The 18,102-nt window shown below is 35.9% G+C and carries 9 protein-coding genes; 6 read left to right on the forward strand and 3 right to left on the reverse strand.

Translation table 11 applies throughout. The features are described from left to right. Window positions 1-6: 6 nt before the first annotated feature. The 5 genes from BUC21_RS10270 (at window position 7) to BUC21_RS10290 (ending at window position 9,982) form a co-directional block, all read left to right on the forward strand. Window positions 7-3,018, forward strand: coding sequence for a SusC/RagA family TonB-linked outer membrane protein (locus BUC21_RS10270; protein WP_073401915.1), 3,012 nt, complete (start codon window positions 7-9; stop codon window positions 3,016-3,018). Between the two features lie 26 nt (window positions 3,019-3,044). Beyond that, window positions 3,045-4,619, forward strand: a complete 1,575-nt coding sequence (locus tag BUC21_RS10275) for a RagB/SusD family nutrient uptake outer membrane protein (RefSeq protein WP_073401917.1) — start codon at window positions 3,045-3,047, stop codon at window positions 4,617-4,619. A 47-nt stretch (window positions 4,620-4,666) separates the two neighbouring features. Beyond that, the gene (locus BUC21_RS10280) at window positions 4,667-5,791 is read left to right on the forward strand and encodes a SusF/SusE family carbohydrate-binding protein (RefSeq protein WP_073401919.1); all 1,125 of its coding nucleotides are present in this window, start codon (window positions 4,667-4,669) and stop codon (window positions 5,789-5,791) included. A gap of 22 nt (window positions 5,792-5,813) precedes the next feature. Beyond that, on the forward strand, window positions 5,814-7,208 hold the full coding sequence (locus BUC21_RS10285; protein WP_073401921.1) for an Outer membrane protein SusF domain-containing protein: 1,395 nt from the start codon (window positions 5,814-5,816) through the stop codon (window positions 7,206-7,208). Window positions 7,209-7,282: 74 nt separating this feature from the next. Then, window positions 7,283-9,982 carry an alpha-amylase family glycosyl hydrolase gene (locus BUC21_RS10290; RefSeq protein ID WP_073401923.1) on the forward strand — a complete coding sequence of 900 codons (2,700 nt, stop codon included), beginning with the start codon at window positions 7,283-7,285 and terminating at the stop codon, window positions 9,980-9,982. A 258-nt stretch (window positions 9,983-10,240) separates the two neighbouring features. On the opposite strand, the gene BUC21_RS10295 is transcribed toward BUC21_RS10290, so the two are convergent. Then, complete coding sequence (locus tag BUC21_RS10295) at window positions 10,241-13,657, reverse strand: trifunctional glycoside hydrolase family 18/polysaccharide deacetylase/glycosyltransferase family 2 protein (protein WP_073401925.1); 3,417 nt, start codon at window positions 13,655-13,657, stop codon at window positions 10,241-10,243. A gap of 374 nt (window positions 13,658-14,031) precedes the next feature. On the opposite strand from BUC21_RS10295, the gene BUC21_RS10300 reads away from it, so the two are divergent. Further along, entirely contained in the window at window positions 14,032-14,853 is an 822-nt protein-coding gene (locus tag BUC21_RS10300; protein WP_073401928.1) for a glycoside hydrolase family 25 protein, read from the forward strand. Between the two features lie 73 nt (window positions 14,854-14,926). Here the strand turns inward: BUC21_RS10300 and BUC21_RS10305 are convergent, their stop codons facing one another. Together BUC21_RS10305 and BUC21_RS10310 are read right to left on the reverse strand one after the other, a co-directional pair. Then, window positions 14,927-16,777, reverse strand: coding sequence for a glycoside hydrolase family 13 protein (locus BUC21_RS10305; RefSeq protein WP_073401930.1), 1,851 nt, complete (start codon window positions 16,775-16,777; stop codon window positions 14,927-14,929). Between the two features lie 174 nt (window positions 16,778-16,951). Beyond that, the gene (locus tag BUC21_RS10310; protein WP_073401931.1) at window positions 16,952-18,100 is read right to left on the reverse strand and encodes a sodium ion-translocating decarboxylase subunit beta; all 1,149 of its coding nucleotides are present in this window, start codon (window positions 18,098-18,100) and stop codon (window positions 16,952-16,954) included. Between the last annotated feature and the right edge of the window lie 2 nt (window positions 18,101-18,102).

Raw genomic sequence — 18,102 nt, forward strand, 5'->3', positions numbered from 1 at the left:
AAATGCATGAAGCAAGTTAATCTTAAACTCGTGAAAACAATCCTTCCAATATTGATGGGGTTGTTCTTGTCTGTGAGCGCATTTGCACAGCAAGTCTCCATTACGGGATTTGTAAGGGATGCAAAGGGAGAACCAATTATCGGTGCTAATGTTGCTGTTAAGGGTACAACAACTGGAACTATTACCGATTTTGATGGAGCATTCCGTCTGCAAGCACCTCAGGGTTCAATCATTACTATTTCTTTTATTGGCTATAAGACAATTGAAGCAAAAGCAGAGAAAACGATGAACGTCGTTTTGCAAGAAGATGCTGTAATGCTTGAGGGTACTGTGGTTATTGGTTATGGTACAGTAAAGAAGAATGACCTTACTGGATCAGTCACAGCAATAAAGCCAGATAAGTTAAATCGTGGTTTAACCACTAATGCTCAAGACTTAATGTCTGGTAAAATAGCTGGTGTTAGTGTTATTTCTGCCGGTGGTACTCCTGGTGCAGGTGCTACTATTCGTATTCGTGGAGGATCTTCTCTTTCCGCCAGCAATGATCCGTTAGTTATTATCGACGGGTTGGCTATGGATAATGAAGGAGTGCAAGGTCTTGCAAATCCATTATCTATGGTTAATCCAAATGATATTGAGACATTTACTGTACTGAAAGATGCTTCAGCAACTGCAATTTATGGTTCTCGTGCATCAAATGGTGTTATTATTATTACTACTAAAAAAGGACTTGCTGGCTCAAAACCAAAAGTAACTTATGATGGTAATGTATCAGTTAGTACAATTAAAAACACATTGGATGTAATGACAGGGGATGAGTTTCGTTCATTAATCAAAACTCAATATGGCGAAACCAGTGATGCTTTTAAAGCTTTAGGTACAGCTAATACTGATTGGCAAAATGAAATTTATCGTGCTGCTTTCTCTACAGATCATAATATTACTGTTTCTGGTGGTTTTAAAAATACACCTTATCGTTTCTCTTTAGGCTATACTAATCAAAACGGTATCATTGAAACTTCAAAATTTGAACGCTATACAGCTGCTGTAAATTTGTCTCCTTCTTTATTTGAAGATCACCTGAAAATTAATGCTAATTTAAAAGGTATGTTAGCGAAGAACCGTTATGTGGATGGTGGTGTAGTAGGTGCTGCAGCTCGTTTTGATCCAACGCAATCAGTTTATTCTTCAACAGAAAATGCTAAGAAATACTTTGGAGGTTACTTCCAATGGGATACTGATGGCAAATCTTTGAATGATCCAAGTTGGTTACGTACATTCAACTCTTTAGCAACATCTAATCCTGTTGCTATATTAAATCTGAGAGATGATGAAGCAACATCTAAATCTTTAATTGGAAACCTGGAAGCTGATTACAAGTTCCATTTTCTTCCAGACATGCACATTCATGCAAACGGTGGTATGGACCTTTCTACAGGTAAACAAGATACAGATATTAGCCCGTATTCAGCCTCAAATAATTATTATGGTAGCTACGGATCTACACAAACTGATAAGTACAACTTATCATTTAATTCATATTTACAATATTTAAAAGACTTGAATATTCATCATTTCGACTTAATGGCAGGTTATGAATGGCAACATTTTCACCGTGAAGGTCATTCGGCATATTCAGGATTCTATCAGGCTACACATAGCGAAAAGCCAGGTGAGGCGTATAATCAAACAACAAATAAATGGGCTTCGGAAAATTATTTAGTTTCTTTCTTCGGCCGTTTTAATTATTCATTGTTAGACAGATATTTGTTCACTGCAACAGTTCGTCGTGATGGCTCATCTCGTTTCCACAAAGATAATCGTTGGGGTACATTTCCATCATTTGCCTTAGGTTGGAAGATTAAAGAGGAATCATTCTTGAAGGATGTTAATTTCCTTTCTGATTTGAAACTTCGTTTAGGGTATGGTATTACTGGTCAACAAAACATTGGTTCTGATTATGCTTACTTTGCTTCATATAATGCAAACAAAGATTTTGCTTATTACCCAATTGGTTATGGCAATGGTGAAACATACCGTCCAAATGCTTATAATAAGGGTTTGAAATGGGAAAAAACAACTACATATAATGCTGGTTTAGATTTTGGCTTTATGAATGGACGTATTACAGCTGCTGCTGATTACTATTTACGTAAAACAGATGATTTACTAAACTATGTGTATGTTGCAGCTGGTACAAACTTTAAGAATCAAGTAAATGCAAACGTTGGATCATTGGAAAATAAGGGCGTTGAATTCACAGTTAATGCAAAAGCAATTTCTACAAAAGATATAACTTGGGACTTAGGTTTTAATGTTACTTATAATAAAAATGAAATTACAAAATTAACAAGTGGAGAAGGTAAAGGTTATTATGTAACAACAGGAGGTATTTCTGCTGGTACAGGTAATACCTGTCAGGCTCATGCTGTTGGTCATCCGGCATCTTCTTTCTATGTATATCAACAAGTGTATGATAATGCCGGAAAACCAATTGAAAACTTATTTGTTGATCGCAACAGCGATGGTATTGTAAATGATAATGATAAGTATTTTTATAAGAAACCAACTGCTGATGTTTTAATGGGCTTTACTTCTAAATTTATTTATAAAGCTTGGGATCTTAGTTTCTCTCTCCGTGCAAGTTTGAATAATTATGTTTATAATGATGTGGAATCAAATAATAGCGATATGAGTTCACTCTACGCACCGTCTGGATACTTGCAAAATCGTCCAAAAATGGTTTTAGCTAATAATTTCCAAGGGCTAGGAAACTATTATATGTCTGACTATTATGTACAGAATGCTTCATTCTTAAAGTGTGATAACATTACATTGGGCTATTCTTTCAATAAATTATTTGGCCTTTCTTTAAGTGGACGTGCTTATGCTACAGTCTCTAATGTATTTACTATATCAGATTACAAGGGTCTTGATCCAGAGGTTAGTGGTGGTGTAGACAATAATATCTATCCTCGTCCATTGGTTTCACTTATTGGCTTGAGTCTTAACTTCTAATCTTTAATATTTAAAAGTATACAATTATGAAATTAAGATATTTAAAATCATTAATACCTGCAGCGGCATTAACTTTAACGCTCAGTGTTACATCTTGTGTAAGTGATCTGGATGTAAATCCTATAGATCCAAGCACAACGATGGAATTTCATCAAAATGAAGTGTTTACTAAAATTTATGCAACAATGGGACTGACAGGTCAGCAAGGACCTGCTGGTAGTGGAGATGTTGACGGTATTGATGAAGGTACTTCTGACTTTTATCGTTTGATTTGGAATGCAAATGAGCTTCCAACTGATGAATCACATTGTTGTTGGGGTGATGTTGGTATACCTGAATTAAATTATGCATCATGGGGAGCTTCTCATAGTCAGGTAACTGGCTTATACTATCGTTTGTATTTTGATATTACTTTATGTAATTTCTTTTTGGAGCAAACAGATGGAAAGACCGATTCTGAAACTGTAGCTCAACGTGCTGAGACTCGTTTTATGCGTGCTTTAAATTATTATTATTTGATAGATTTATTTGGAAATGTTCCTTTTGTTACAAAAGTGACAACAGAGAATCCTAAACAAATTAGTCGTGCAGAGCTTTTTGATTTTATTGAGTCGGAATTGAAAGCTTGTGAACCAGATATGTTAGCTCCTAAGACAAATACTTATGGACGTGCTGATAAAGTTGCTGCATGGTTACTTTTATCTCGCTTGTATTTGAATGCTGAAGTGTATACAGGCAAAGCTCGTTGGGCTGATGCAGCTTCTTATGCACAAAAAGTAATGACCTCTTCTTATACTTTGTGTAATACATACAAGTATTTGTTTATGGCTGATAATAATGGTAGTACAGTTAATACTGCAACCAGTGAAATTATATTACCTATTATTCAAAATGGTACTACAACACAAAATTATGGAGGTTCATTATTCCTGATAGCTTCTACACATAAGTCCGATATGACATATTATGGAACAACTGAGGGATGGGCTGGTAATAGCTGTCGTCCGCAAATGTTGGCTAAATTTTTCCCAACAACAGATGCTCCTAATGTGAATGCAGAGGCAATGGTTGCAGCTGCAAAGGATGATCGTGCCATGTTTTATGGGGTAGATCGTACTTTATCAATTGATGATGAATCTCAATTTGTTAATGGATTCTCTTGTGCTAAATTCTCAAATGTGCGGGCAGATGGTGCTTCTTCAAGTGATTCTAAATTTGTAGATATGGATGTTCCTTTTATGCGTGTTGCCGAAGCTTATCTTACATTTGCCGAAGCTACAATGCGTGCTAATGGTGGTGTGTCTACTCAACCTGTAACTGATGCTATAAATGCATTGCGTACTCGTGCTCATGCAAAGACAGAAACTTCATATACGTATAGTACTATTTTGGATGAATGGTCTAGAGAATTTGCTTTAGAAGGACGTCGTCGCTCAGATCTTATTCGTTTTGGCAAATTTGGTGGTAACTCAGATTATACATGGCAATGGAAGGGTGGAACGATAAATGGAACTAACTTCAGTTCAAACTTTAATCTTTTCCCAATACCAACTAAAGATTTGAATTCTAACCCTAATCTGGTTCAAAATCCAGGTTATTAGTGAGTGGTTTCGACATTATTTTTACTAATTGATAAAAAGAAATGAATATGAAAAAAATAACAATATTGGCTTCCTTATTCTTAGGATTGTCTCTCTTCACAGCTTGTGAAGATGATAGAGATTCCAATCCGATACTTCAGGATCCAACAACCTTTGTGCTGAATACACCAGCATATTCAACAGCTGTTTATGATCTGCAAAAATCCTCAAGTATTGAGTTGACTTGTTCTCAGCCTGATTATGGTTTTACTGCAGCAACTGTATATACTGTTCAGGTTTCATTGAATAATGATTTTACAACTGAAGGTGCTTATACAACTCTTTCTACTACTTATACAACTGCTAAGATGAATGTCGATGCATCCGAAATAGCTGTTGCTGCTACCAATTTAGCTTTGGCTAATGGAAAAACAGAAACTGATTTTCCACTTACAACCGGTGTTAATATTCGCTTAAAGGCTGCATTAACCAATGGTATGGGAGCAATTTATTCTAATTCTATAACTTTAGATAAAGTTCGTGTACATTTTGCTCTTCCGGCTGTTGTTATTCCTACAACAATGAACATCATTGGCGATGGTATTGGTGGTTGGGACTGGAGTTCTAATGCTATTTCAATGGTACCAACTTATGATAACAATGGTACATTCTGGAGAATGATTTATGTAACTGCCGGTGGCAAACTTAAATTCAATATTGAAAAAGCATGGGACGGTAGTGAATTTGGCTCATCTGCAACTCCGGTTGATAATGCAGGAGCTGGTCTTGGTGAAAATGATGGTAACCTGCTTGTCAATAACGCTGGTTGGTATTTGGTAGTTGTAAAATCTGCAGTTGTTGGTCGTGATATTAAATATACCATTGAATTTAATGCTCCTAAAGTTTACTTAATGGGTAATACTATTGGCGGTTGGGATATTAAAGATGAAAATGCATTTACTGTTCCTGCTGATGGATCTGGATTCTTTATATCACCTAAATTAATAGCTACTGACGAAGTTCGTATGTGTGTAAAACTAGCAGATGTTGACTGGTGGAAGACTGAATTTATTGTACTTGCAGATGGAAAGATCTCTTACCGTGGAACTGGTGGTGATCAGGAACGTTATATAGTAAATAAGGATAAAAGTGTGTATTTGAACTTCATGACTGGTAAAGGTAAATACGAATAACAACATTTAATTAAGAATTAGTATGAAAAAAATATCATTATATACCTTCTTGCTGATGTCTGCTCTTACAACTTTTACAGCTTGTAACGAAGACTTCAATGAAGATGTTGCTGCTCCTCAAAGCTGGAAGCAGGAAGATGGGAAGACAGTTACTTTCTCAGCTACTGCTGCGTCTGCAACAACAATAGATTTAGCGACTGTAACTACTGATTCTGTTAAGATATGCTCATTCACTGCTCCGGCAGTGAGTGAGGGACAGACTATAACAGGATTTGATATTGTTCTCGATAAGAAAATAACTTTAGCATTGAATAAGAGTGGACAAGTATCAAAAGAGGAACTTCAGTCTACTGTTAATTCTTTATTTGGCAAACGTCCATTGGCAAGAACAATGAAAGGTGTTGTTAATGCTTATATGAGTTCCAACGGTCAGGTGTTCCGTGCATCTTCGGATACAATTAATATAATTGTTACTCCAAAGGCACCGAAAATTGAATCTGCTTATTATCTGATTGGTGGCATGAACAATTGGGGGGATGGCGCAGAGCTTATTAAATTCACTCATAGTGATAAAGATGTTTATGAAGATTCATATTTTACTGCAGTTGTAAAGGTTCCTAAGGATTGTTATTGGAAGATTATACCACAATCTAATGTTACTGCTGGTGATGTTTGGGCTGCCGGTGTTTTGGGTGTTGCCACAGATGGAGATACTTCAATGACCGGTTCGTTGATTGCTACTAATCCACAGGCTGGAAAGATTGCAACAGAGGCTGGATACGTGAAGATTACATTGAATATGATGGAGTATACTTATAAAATTGAGTATATTGGCGATATGGTTCTTCAGCTTTATGTACCTGGTGCACATCAGGGATGGGATCCAGCTTCAGCTCCAATAATTTACTGTCAGAATTATGATATGAAGTATGACGGATATGTAAACTTCACAGCAGCTAATCAGGCATTTAAGTTTTCTGCTCAACCTAGCTGGACAGGAACAAATTATGGTGATGGAGGTACTGGTACGCTGAGCACAGATAAAGATGCTGGTAATTTATCAGTTACAGAAGCTGGTTTCTATCGTTTAACTGCAAATTTAGGTGCAACTCCTGCTACTTATACTGCAACAAAGACCGTATGGGGACTTATTGGTGATGCAACTCCAGGTGGATGGAATACCTCAACTGCAATGACATTTAATGCTGCAACCAGTTCATGGTCTGTAACCACAGATTTGGCAGTAGGTTCATTCAAATTCCGTGCTAATGATGCATGGGATATAAATATGGGAGGATCATTAACTAATCTGACTTATGGTGGTGATAATATTTCAGTAACCACAGCCGGTAGTTATACTATTACATTAAACTTAGGTAATCCGAAAGCTTATACCTATTCCATTGTTAAGAATTGATTATTTATATAATAATTAGATAGAAAGGCCGTCCCTTAACGGGCGGCCTTTTATCCTTTTAGAACAATTAGCTTATGAAAAAACTATACTCTTTTTTCTTTTTTCTAATTCTGATATTGCCGTTATCAGCGCAAATAGTCACTACTACTCCTGCTTTCCCTATTCAGAATGCAGCTGTAACTATTGTATTCGATGCAACACAAGGAACTCAAGGGCTAAAAGATTACACGGGTGATGTTTATGCTCATACTGGTGTTATTACTGATAAAAGTACCAGTTCTTCTGATTGGAAGTATGCTCCAACGTGGGGAAATAATAGTTCAAAATATAAGCTGACTTCCTTGGGCAATAATAAATGGCAGCTGTCTATCACTCCTGATATTCGTTCATATTATGGTGTACCTGCAGGTGAAACCATAAAAAAAATGGTGTTTGTATTTCGTAGCTCTGATAATTCAAAAGAGGGAAAAGATACTGGCTCTAAAGATATTTTTGTAGATGTGCATGAGGCAGGACTTACCGTCAGGTTTGATACACCTTCTACTTCTCCCGTTGTTGTCAATAATGGGCAGTCTCTTTCAATGACGGCTTCCAGTTCTACTGCTGCTACTCTTAAACTTTTTGTTGATGGAACTCAGATAGCATCACAGAGTAATGCTACTTCTATTTCTGCTACACATTCTTTTACCACTGTAGGTACATCAACAGTTATAGTTTCTGCAGAATCCGGAACTGTAACGGTTTCAGATACTATCACAGTAAATGTTCTGGGAACAACAGAAAATGCAACTTTACCGGCTGGAGCAAAGCCGGGTATCAATTATAATAGCGATACTGAAGCAACGCTTGTTCTTCAGGCTCCTAATAAAAATACGGTTTATGTAATTGGTGATTTTAATGATTGGAAATTGGTGCCACAATATCAACTTAAAAAGGATGGTGAATATTTCTGGATTAAATTGACAGGGCTAACGGTTGGGCAGGAATATGCATTTCAATATGTGGTAGATGGATCTATCTATATTGCAGATCCGTATGCTGATAAACTACTTGATCCATGGAATGATTCATATATACCTTCATCAGTATATCCAAATCTTAAAAAATATCCAACTGGTAAGGCCGAAGGTATAGTTTCTGTTTTGCAAACAGGACAAGCTGCATATAATTGGCAAGTAAGTAATTTTACCGGTCCGAATAAAGATCAACTGATTGTTTACGAAATGTTGGTTCGTGACTTTACTTCAGAACATACTTTTAAAGCAGCTCAGGAAAAGGTTTCATATATAAAATCGCTGGGTGTAAATGCAGTTGAGCTTATGCCTATCAATGAATTTGATGGAAACAGCAGCTGGGGATACAATCCTTCTTTCTATTTTGCAGTTGATAAATACTATGGAACAAAGAACGATATGAAGGCTTTTGTTGACGAATGTCACAAACAAGGATTGGCAGTAATTATTGATATGGTTTTAAATCATAGTTATGGACAATCACCTTTCTATAAGCTTTATGCAGATGCCGACGGAACTCCTTCTGCTAATAATCCATGGTACAACAAGACTTCTAACATAAGTAATCCTTCATTATCCTGGGGATATGATTTTAACCATGAAAGTACTTATACTCGTGCTTTGGTGGACAGTGTTGCCGGTTATTGGATGAATGAATATAAAGTAGACGGTTTTCGTTATGATTTCACTAAAGGCTTTTCTAATACAATACATGGTACCGATGATAACTGGGCAAATAGATATGATGCAGCTCGTATTGCAAACTTAAAGCGTATGGCATCTGAAGTTTGGAAACGTAAATCGGGTGCTTATGTTATTTGTGAGCATCTGGCTGAAACATCTGAAGAATCAGAACTTGGAAGTGCCGGTATTATGCTTTGGCGTAATATGAATAATGCTTATTGTCAAACAGCTATGGGATTTAGTACAGAGGGTTCTTTCACGGGTTTATATGCCGGAACATCAAGTATGCCTGCCGGAAGTCTGGTTGGATATATGGAAAGTCACGATGAAGAACGAACTTCATATAAAGCTTTAACTTGGGGAGATGGAACTATAAAGACTGACTTATCAGTTAGAATGAAACAAGCCGCTACCAATGCTGCCTTCTTCTTAACAGTACCCGGACCAAAGATGATTTGGCAATTTGGAGAATTGGGCTATGATATTTCTATTGATTATAACGGACGTGTTGGTGAAAAACCTGTGCTTTGGAATTATTATGATGATACAGCTCGTAAAGGTTTGTATGATGTATATAGTAAACTGGCTAAGCTTAGAAAATCTTATCCTGATCTAATTTCATCTAACTCTACTTTTAGCTGGCAGGTTGAAACTACGAACTGGACTAATGGACGATTTATTACCATTGAGTCGGCCGACAAACAGAAGCACTTGGTTGTTGTTGGTAATTTCACGAGTACAGACAAAAATCTTACTGTAACATTCCCTCATTCTGGTTTATGGTATAATTATATAACGGATGTACCTTCTCCTGTTTCTACTAGTCAGGTTATCATGGTTCCTGCTCATGAATTCAAGATATTTACAGATTTCAGTACACTGTCTTCAGGTATAAACGATATTATATCTTCTCCGAAAGAGGTTAGTAATGTTTATATTTACTCAGTTAATGGAATTTTGATTAATAAATTGAAAAGTGCATCAGAGCTAGATAATATCAGTTTGGAAAAAGGATGTTATATTGTTAGGACTCAATATACTGATGGAACCTTTAGTTCTACAAAAGTAATGAAATAGAATATACTATTTTATAAAGTGATGAGGCTATTCAATAAGTAAAACGAAAACTCTTAGAACTGAATATTTGAAAGTGGTTTCAGATAGAAACTTTTAGATAAAGGTATAAAAATGGATTGTTTACTTTTGGGCAACACCATTGGGTACATTTAAGATATTAAAATAAAAAAGAGTAGGGGTGTATAAAAAGAAGGTGAAAAGTTGAGATTCTATTCTCAATTTTCCACCTTCTTTTTTATTTAATTATAGTTTATTCTGTTACAAATCTGCAACATTTCCCGATCTTTTCAGAACTCCCCATGTTTGTAGTTCACCTTTAATGGCTTTTTTAAAGCTCTTGAAAAGAACAATATACATTATCCACCGATAAACAAATCTCTGCGGTATTATCCAGAAAAGTTTGGATACCTTTTCCTTTTCAAAGATAAAAGCTAGTACAGATATACTGATATCAACAAGCATAAACAGCAGATAGTATATTCCAATTTTCGTAGCATTGCCAGCAAAGATACCTACGAGCATAAATATATCCGCCAACGGTGAGAAAAATGGAATTAAGAACTGGAATATAAGGATGTTTGGCATTGCCCATATTCCTAAGCCTTTGTATTTCTTATCAAACAAGGTATCTCTGTGTTTCCAGAAAGTCTGCATCACTCCAAATGTCCATCGTGTTCTTTGCTTGATAAACTGTTTGGTCTTTTCCGGAGCTTCAGTCATTGCAATCGCTTTGTTTTCGTTTACAATTCGATATCCAGCTTTGAGGATACGTATTGTCAAGTCACAATCTTCGGCCAGTGTATCTGTTGTAAAGCCACCAGCTTCGTCAATCGCAGCTTTCTTAAATGCACCAATAGCACCCGGAACAACTGTTATTGCATTAATATTGGCATAGGCAAGTCTGTCAAAGTTCTGACTGGTAGTATATTCTATAGCCTGCCATTTGGTAAGCATATTAATCTGATTACCTACTTTTACGTTACCGGCTACAGCTCCAACATTTTCATTGTTGCTTTTATCCAGAAAATGAAGCATCATTAACGATACGGCATTAGGATAAAGCTTGGTATCAGCGTCAATGCAAACCACATATTCGGCATTGGTATGCTGAATACCAAAATTCAGCGCCGAAGCTTTACCACCGTTAGGTTTAGTGAAGATTCTCATCTTTTCATTTTCTGATAAGGCTTCACATACTCTCTTATAAGTTTCATCCTTACTTCCATCGTCAACAAAGATGATGTTAAAGTTAGGATAATCTTGTTTCAGTAAATTATTGAGTGAAGAAACTGCATTGACCTCTTCATTATAAGCTGGAACAATAATAGAGACCAGTGGCGCATTCTCCAATAAGTTACTATCTAATATTACTTTTTTCCTTTTCTCTCTTGATGTCAATATCATCATAAATATTAATCGGGCAATACCCAGAATAATAAATATAATGAAGAGTGAAGTTAAGAAATTACCAACCCAGTAGGTAAGCTCGGCAAGGGCCAAATTTGATTGCATTATATAATATCCGCTACCTTTTGGAACAGCAGGCATTAACACATTTCTATCTTTGTTCAGCAGAGAAGAAATGCTGGTAAATGTATATCCTTTTTGCTGGAAATATTTTATAATCATAGGAAGAGCTTTTATAGTCTCTTCTCTGGTCTCACCACCTGCATCATGGAGCAATATAATATTTCCACGTTGCTCTTCAACAGCTTTAACTACTCTTTTAAAGATTGTATCCGCTTTTATTCCTATCTGCCAGTCTTCCGGGTCGATGTTTTCACCAATATCCAGATAGTTTTGTGTTCTGGCCAGTGCTACCGGAATAATTTCTTCCATAGTTACCGGTTCACTGTCGGCATTATATGGTGCACGGAAAAGAATTGTGCTGTGACCTGTAATACACTCAATAAGCAATCGGGTTAGTTTAAACTCTATTAGTGCTCTTTCGGGTGTGATAGCAGCAACATTTCGGTGAGTAAATGTATGATTTCCTATTAAATGACCTTCATTATATATTCTTTTAAGAATAGGCAAATTCTTTTCGGCTTGTAGTCCTACAACAAAGAATGCTGCCGGTACATGATATTGTGACAGAATATTCAGAATTTTAGGAGTATACTTTTCATCCGGACCATCGTCAAATGTTAACGCGAGCATTTTTTGTGGAGCCATTCCATACTTTCTTATTTGAAAAGTACTTGGTATTTTAATATAGTTTTCCTCAGATATTAACATCTCAGCGCTATCTATTTCTGTTTTTATTGTTCCAGGGTGAGGAACATTTACAACATCAAGCACTTCTCCGTCGCCAAAATAGTCGACATCCTTGACCATTTTTACATCTTCCAGATCTTTCTTGCTAATTTTTTTAGCAGCTTCTTTAGTAATATCCTTATTATAGAATTTCCATACTCTGTTGTCTTCACTACCAAGACGCCAGACAGCGAAACCAGCCAGTCCGTATTCAGCACCAAATCTCATTGTATTGAAATGGGTTGCAGCATCGGTAAAGTAAACCTGATGGACGGTGTTTTTATCATCTTTATAAGCAAAGTTCAGGTTGTAGGTGTCGTTGTCGAAATTGATTTTCGACTTGCTTACATAAGCCCTTGATAATGCTTGCTGATAGGTAACGTTAGGTGTAGAATTTGCTGCTGCCGGCCAATCGTAACCGAATGCTCCAAGACAAAGAACTATTTTCTCTGAAGGTACTTTCTTTGCGAGGTCGTCAACTGTGGCTTCAATCCATTTTTGTGAACTGATAGGACCCGGATCGCTGTCTGATGAGTATTCATCATATGACATTAAGAATAAATAATCGTTGTATTTGGCAAGTTGAGTAACATCGTAATCTTCATTGAAAGGCATAATGTCTTGTGTAACAAGCAGTCCTTCCTTATGAAAGGCATCAGCCATTTCCTTTACGAAATTAAGCAAATACTCGTTTTTGGATTCGTTCAGACCTTCAAAGTCAATATTGATTCCTATAAACTTATTTTTAAGACATTGCTTTAATACTTCCTGAATTATTTTCTTTTTCTTTTTTTCATTATGAAGAATACGGCCAATGGCTTCGGGACGGAATTCGCGGTCAAAGTTGTTACTTAATATCGGCATGATAGGAACACCGCTTTTCTTCATAAGTTTATATCCCTGTACATCGACATTCGTTTTTAACTCGTCGGTTTTAGGATCGATAAAGAACCATTCTGGTATTATGAGGTTCAGATTGCGGATATTCCTTTTTAATGAGAAGAAAGACTGAGGGTCCCATGCTACATAAAACGCAGAACGTAATCCTGCAGGAAACATGTCCCAGCTATTTATTATTTTATTCGAGTTTTTATCATTAAAGTTCGTTTCAAACTTTTTATATCTGGCCTGAGCTGCAAGTTTCTCCTTTTCGTAATTGGAATGAAACTTTTTATCAGAAATATAATCTCTGAATCCCTTGTATTCCTTTGATAGTTTTGATTCCTGCATGAAAGGTTTAGAGGCTGTTACAACACTTCGGTAATCATGTCGGAATGGGAGAGAGGGGCTTTTGTCAATAATAAGCATAATTATCAATGCAGCAATAAGTATGCACACGATAAAAGAGAAAAATCTCATTGTCCATTTAAACTTTTTCCACCTTGATGTGTTTTCAGTTTGGAATACTTGTTTTCCCATCTTTTCTAGTAGTTTGTTTCTGAATTCAGTTAATTTTTAAAATGTGGGCAAATATAGATGAAAAACGGTTTCGATGTTTCTTTTATTCAAATTTATAATATTAAAAAAAGATTAATTGTTTTATTATTGATGTTTAAAGCTCTCTTTGATATTGTTTTTTGCAAAAGGTGTACACTTTTCACTAAAATAGTGTAGAGTAAGTTATTGAAAGGTGTACACCAAATGGTAATTGTAAGGCGAGTAAAGACTTTATCTGTGCTCAATAAATGGTTTATTTATAAAATAAAACAAATCAATTATAAAGAATAATTAAAAAATATGATCCTCCGAATATATTCCTTAACTTAGCAGCGTTTTTTAATTTTTCAATACTAATGAAGAAATATTTATCAATCATATTATCCCTGTTGTTATTGTTATTCTCTCCACATGTTGATGCCCGGAAGAGGAAACATCATCATCGTAAAGTGAAAGCACGTACACATATTAAAGTTGCACCGGCTCCTCCAAGAATTGTGGATGGAATTTGTGGAATTGATGTATCTCATTACCAGGGAACGATTGATTGGGAGAAGGTAACTCATTATGAGAATAATCCCATAAGGTTTGTTTATGTTAAGGCTACCGAAGGGGCTACTATTAAAGATGAATGCTATAGTAGAAATGTAATGCTGGCAAAAGAAAAAGGATTTTTGGTGGGAAGTTATCATTTCTTTTCTACAAAATCATCGGCCGAAGAACAGTTCGAAAACTTTAAGCAAACGGTGAATAAGGATACTCAGGATCTTATTCCTGTAGTAGATATTGAAGAATGTAAATATTGGACTGCTGATACACTTCATAAGAATCTTCAGATTTTTCTAAATGAAGTGGAGGCTCTTTATGGTAAGAAACCTGTATTATACACAATGCCTTCTTTTTATAATCGCTATTTGGTAGATCGCTATAAAGATTATAAAATTTTTATAGCTCAATATGGAGATGGAAATCCGGTATTACCCGATGGCAATAACTGGCATATATGGCAATATACTCGTAAGGGAAGAATTGATGGTATTCGTGGAAATGTAGATGTAAATGCTATAAATCCGGAATGTGATCATAACGAGATTTTATTGAATGGTCTACCTGATACTAATAAAAGTACGGCAAAGAAAGAACAAGCTCCTAATCCAGTTCCTATAACTGCTAGTTAATAAGTAAATCAATATAAAAAAGAAGTGGCTGTACCTTAAAAGTACAGCCACTTCTTTTTTATAATTCGGTGATTTATAATTCAATAATCATTGATTGTTTTGGATTGAGTGTTATGTCTTTAGTCAAATCAATATTCTTTTCACTGATAATATCCTTGCCGGTTGTAGCATTGTTTAGTACTTCATTATAATGCTTTATTGGAAGCACTTGTTCTTTATTGGTACCATTAAGAATAACCATGGCAGCTTTGCCTTCAAAGCTACGAACGTAGACGTAAATACCATTTTGTGGAATGAAATGTTTCATTGTTCCTTCAGAAATTACAGCATTATCTTTTCGCCAATGCAGAAGTTTAGAGATATAATCGAATATTTCATTTTGAATAGGAGTTCGTCCTTCTCTTGTGAAAGCATTCTGTGCATCACCTGCCCATCCTCCCGGAAAGTCTTTACGTACATATCCGTCACTTACATTTTTTCTACCGTTCATCATAATCTCAGTTCCATAGTAGAGTTGCGGAATACGTGGAATTGTAAGCAGTAATGTTACGGCTTGTTTTAATTCGGCAATATCGTTTCCGTCTTCCAGAAAACGATTTGTATCATGGTTATCAAGGAAAGCCATTACAGACAATGGGTTAGGGTAGAGATAGTCATAAACAAAATTATTGTAAATGCGGTTTAATCCTTTCCAGTCTTCTGTGCTTTCTTCATTTTTAGCCTGATTTATTTTATCGTAAAAACTAAAATCCATTACAGTTTTCAGGTTTGAATTGCGTGGAGCTGCAAGCTTGGAATCTTTTTGCCAGTAAGCTGTATATGCAGGTTCGGTTACCCATGATTCGCCAACTACGTTGAAATTAGGATATTCTTCGTTTATCTCTTTCATCCACTTAGCCATTCCATCGAAATCAGCATAAGGATATGTATCCATACGAATGCCGTCGATACCAGCAAATTCAATCCACCAGAAGCTGTTCTGTATAAGATAACGAAGTACGTGTGGGTTTCTCTGGTTTAAATCGGGCATTGAACGAACAAACCATCCATCGTTCATCGTTTTGAAATCATAATCCGATGAATACGGGTCTACATGTGGTGTTAATTTAAAGTTAGTCTGAACAAAGTTCTTTTCGTAATCAGGAGAATTAAACCAATCGTGTGATGGCATATCTTTTAACCATGGATGTTCTGAACCGCAATGATTGAAAATCATATCCATAACTATCTTAAGACCTTTGTTATGAGCTTTGTCAATCAGATTTTTATATTCGTTGTTAGTGCCAAATCTGGGATCTACATTATAGTAATTCGTTGTTGCATAACCGTGGTACGAACCTCCAGTCATACTATTTTCCAGAACAGGAGTAAACCATAATGCAGTTATACCCAATTCATTAAAATAATCAAGGTGTTTCTCTATACCTGCAAGGTCTCCTCCATGACGTGCATTCGGGTCTTTTCTGTCTACAGTAGAAGGCGATAATGCTTTATCATTGTCATTTGCTGCATTTCCGTTAGCAAATCTATCAGGCATAAGCATGTAGAGAACGTCTGATGAATCAAAACCAATTCTTTCAGCCCCTTTTTTAGCTCTTGTTTTTAGCTCGTAATACTTAATTTCTTTTTTATTTCCCTGAGTAAAGGTAAGTTCAATGTTACCAGCCTTAACATCTTTATCGAGAGTGAGGTATACCAAAAGATAATTTGGGCTTTCTAATTTTACAATACTGCTAAGATGAACTCCAGGATAATTTACAGAAACATCGCACGAAGATATATTCTTTCCATATACCATCAATTGAAGCTCTGGATTCTTCATCCCTACATACCAGAAAGATGGATCAATCTTATCTATTTTACTGGCAGCATTCATACCAACTGCTGTTATAAACAAGATAAAAGTTAAAAGTGTTTTTCTCATGATTAAATTAATAAATGTTACGTTTAAGCGAATGTACATAAAATATCGATGATATTAAGTTTATATTTTACTTCTCTTTACTGGAGTCTATGCAAACGTTTTCATTTATAGCATAAAAAAACGTCTGCAATTCATAAAGAAGAGCAGACGCTTTAATATTAAAGGCTTTTTATTTTACATAATAAAACTCATAAGTATTCCTGCAGCCAATGCGGCACCAATAATACCAGCTACGTTTGGCCCCATGGCATGTACAGAAAGATAATTAGTAGAATCATATTCCAAACCAATTTCTTCTGAGATGTTTGCTGCCAAAGGCGAAGCAATTCCGGCATTTCCAATAAGTGGATTAATCTTATTACCTTCTTTAAGGAATAAGTTTGTCAGCTTAATGAATAGTATGCCCGAAGCTGTTGCAATAATGATTGCTAATATGCCAATGACTATTGCGAACACTGTATTAACTGTAAAGAAGTTACTTGCTGTAAGTGTTACCCCAGCTGTTAATCCTAAAAGTACAGTTACAATATCAAGCAATGTTCCGCTTACTGCTTCTGCTAAACGACGGGTAACGCCACTTTCTTTAAGCAGATTACCAAAGAATAACATACCTAATAATGGCAAAGCCGAAGGTACCAATAAGCAAGTAAGAACCAATCCAACAACAGGGAATACTAACTTTTCAGTATGTGATACCTGACGAGCTGGTTTCATTTTTATAACTCTGTCATTGCTATTGGTTAGTAAGCGCATTAATGGTGGTTGTATTACAGGTATCAGAGCAATATAAGCATAAACAGATAAAGCAACGATACCAACTAATTCCGGAGACAATTTAGATGCCAGGAATAAAGCAATAGGACCGTTTGCACTACCAATAATACTTATACCAGCAGCCTGAGCAGGATCAACCCCAAGAATCATAGCAAGTATATAAGCACCGAAAATACCTAACTGAGCTGCTGCACCGATAAGCATTAATTTAGGATTAGAGATCAGAGCAGAAAAGTCGGTCATAGCTCCAATGCCTAAAAGCATTAATGGAAGATACCAACCACTTTCCAAACCTTGATATAAAACATTGAATACAGAATCATCATAAGAACCAGAATCGGCACCTATCATGAAAAGTATATTTCCTACTAGTATTCCAAAACCGATAGGAATCAATAACATTGGCTGAAAGTCTTTCTTTATTGCCAGATATATTAAACACATCCCCACAAGCAGCATAATAAGTGCGCCTGGCGTAGCGTTTGCGAATCCTGTATAACTCCAGAAGTCAGCTAAGTTATTTGATAAATATGTTCCAAGCTCTCCCATAC

The organism is Bacteroides luti (genome assembly GCF_900128905.1).
Classification (GTDB): Bacteria; Bacteroidota; Bacteroidia; order Bacteroidales; family Bacteroidaceae; genus Bacteroides; species Bacteroides luti.

Bases quoted from the DNA above. Each gene is read 5' to 3' on its own strand.
- BUC21_RS10270 (WP_073401915.1), top strand. From the start codon at position 7: ATGAAGCAAGTTAATCTTAAACTCGTGAAAACAATCCTTCCAATATTG.
- BUC21_RS10275 (WP_073401917.1), top strand. From the start codon at position 3,045: ATGAAATTAAGATATTTAAAATCATTAATACCTGCAGCGGCATTAACT.
- BUC21_RS10280 (WP_073401919.1), top strand. From the start codon at position 4,667: ATGAAAAAAATAACAATATTGGCTTCCTTATTCTTAGGATTGTCTCTC.
- BUC21_RS10285 (WP_073401921.1), top strand. From the start codon at position 5,814: ATGAAAAAAATATCATTATATACCTTCTTGCTGATGTCTGCTCTTACA.
- BUC21_RS10290 (WP_073401923.1), top strand. From the start codon at position 7,283: ATGAAAAAACTATACTCTTTTTTCTTTTTTCTAATTCTGATATTGCCG.
- BUC21_RS10295 (WP_073401925.1), bottom strand. From the start codon at position 13,657: ATGGGAAAACAAGTATTCCAAACTGAAAACACATCAAGGTGGAAAAAG.
- BUC21_RS10300 (WP_073401928.1), top strand. From the start codon at position 14,032: ATGAAGAAATATTTATCAATCATATTATCCCTGTTGTTATTGTTATTC.
- BUC21_RS10305 (WP_073401930.1), bottom strand. From the start codon at position 16,777: ATGAGAAAAACACTTTTAACTTTTATCTTGTTTATAACAGCAGTTGGT.
- BUC21_RS10310 (WP_073401931.1), bottom strand. From the start codon at position 18,100: ATGGGAGAGCTTGGAACATATTTATCAAATAACTTAGCTGACTTCTGG.